Origin of the sequence: Bacillus cereus group sp. Bc031 (genome assembly GCF_027716265.1) — a bacterium.
Taxonomy (GTDB): domain Bacteria; phylum Bacillota; class Bacilli; order Bacillales; family Bacillaceae_G; genus Bacillus_A; species Bacillus_A paranthracis.
In genome coordinates, this window is sequence record NZ_JAQFUL010000190.1 from 1 (window position 1) to 1,953 (window position 1,953).

The following is a 1,953-nucleotide window of genomic DNA, read 5'->3' on the forward strand; positions in this document are numbered from 1 at the left end:
AAGTACATTACGTGTTTTTTAGTTTGTTTGAACGAAAGTTCATTTTGTTTTCGTTCTTAAGTTGATGGGCATGGGGATTTTCCCTGCTTTTTGTTTAGAAACAGTATTTAATATTATTGTTTTCAATTAATGTTAGAATTAACTGAAAATAATCACCCCCTAAAAATTCATATATTCTTCGTATAATTTATTTATATTGAAATCCTTGTTTGTTCAAATTACTTAATATCATTAAAAAACTCCGCTATTACCTAACTAAAAAACATCCTGAAAGCTAAATTTTTTTCTTAATGTTATGCTAATTCATAAGTGTAACGAAAAATTGATGTATTTAATCCCATTTTACCTAATTAAATTCTGTACAGTAAAGTTTGATTGAATTAATACTGGCTAACTTCAATTTCCTATCTATGTTCAAACGATAGAACATAATTGTTTGAAGTTATTGATTTTGTAATCAGAATTATCATTTTTTTCATTTTCATCAGTAAAATAGCAAGCACTTATTCCCGCGTTTTTCGCTGCTAATAGGTCCAAATCCCGATCTCCAATCATTATAGTTTCTGAATGAATCATGTCATATTTGTTAATTAAATAATTAATTGCATCAGGACTTGGTTTTCTCTCAAATCCTTGTTGAGATGTTATAAAATCAGAAAAATATCCATATAAACCATAAATTTCCAATAACTTAATAGAAGATTCTCCTCTATGAGTATACAAATAATTTTTTCTATTAGTTGAATGAATATGCTTGCAAATTTCTACAATTCCTTCAAATGGTTTTGATAGTTCAAGCTCCATTTCTTTTCTTTGCAATTGATATTTTGTTATAAAGTCTTTTTCTATTTGATACTTATTTTCATAGTATTTTAAAGCTGATGACATAGATACCCTCATTTGTTTTACAATTTCACTTAATGGCTCGTCTATTCCTTCTCTCTTCAGCAATTCTTTAAATATTTTTGCCATTACTGGATATGTATCAAAAAGAGTACCATCAAAATCCCAAATTATATGTTTGTACATTTCAAATCCTCCAATTTATTTATTATTAAAATCTTACAAAGATATTGTAACAAAACAAGTAATTTTTATATAGTCGAAAACATATATCTTACGAATATAGGCTGCAACAGCTTAGATATCTTTCCATTAATCGTTGCATGTAACTAATGTAAAGATATTTTTATTTTAAACAAGGCATACATAAAATATTAAGACTCAATACCTTTAGAATAAAATTGTCGCACTCCTAATAAATATTTTTCTCTAACCTTTCTATTCATTATTCTCTATAACACTACCCATAAAACCTCATTACTTTTATATAAGGTGGTTTTGAACTGCGTAAATATAAGGATAATGATTATACCTAAAATTACCAGAATTTTTATTAGAGAAATATAAGAGTTTATGCAAAATTGCATAATTTTTAGCGTTAATATTTATGTATAATAATAAGAAGCTTTCCAACATTTTTCTTTAAATTTAATACTTTAATCTTAACTATCTAATGTACCCAAGTACAATATTTTGAGGAATAAAAAAACCTAAGAAAATCGCCTTTCCTATAAGGGATTCTATTACTACTTCACTCCCATACATTAAAAGGAATTAAAGTTTTTGTGAAGAGGAAATATTAATTTTATTAAGATATCTACTTGTATTTTCCCCTTTAAATCATCATGGAAGCTTAATATCTTATAAATAACTAAGTGCTATTTTAGATGTTATAAATACTAAATTATTTTCCTCTTGGTCTCTTATCATTAACTTTATAAACAAAAAATAACCATATTTAATTATGTATTTTTTATATAATTAAATGTGGTTATTTGTGTTATAAATTCTAATCCGATGTATTTGGGGGAGCACCACACATCCATCAACTTAACGTATATTTTTATATAAAATGCGGTCTTTCCACGTAGTTTTTTATTATCTTTTATA

1 protein-coding gene is annotated in these 1,953 nt (G+C 25.7%); it reads right to left on the reverse strand.

Annotation, left to right across the window (positions count from 1 at the left end; all coding sequences use genetic code 11):
- Positions 1–414: 414 nt before the first annotated feature.
- Positions 415–1,029, reverse strand: coding sequence for an HAD-IA family hydrolase (locus tag PDQ33_RS28770; protein WP_000276483.1), 615 nt, complete (start codon positions 1,027–1,029; stop codon positions 415–417).
- Positions 1,030–1,953: the final 924 nt, after the last annotated feature.

Bases quoted from the DNA above. Each gene is read 5' to 3' on its own strand.
- PDQ33_RS28770 (WP_000276483.1), bottom strand. From the start codon at position 1,029: ATGTACAAACATATAATTTGGGATTTTGATGGTACTCTTTTTGATACA.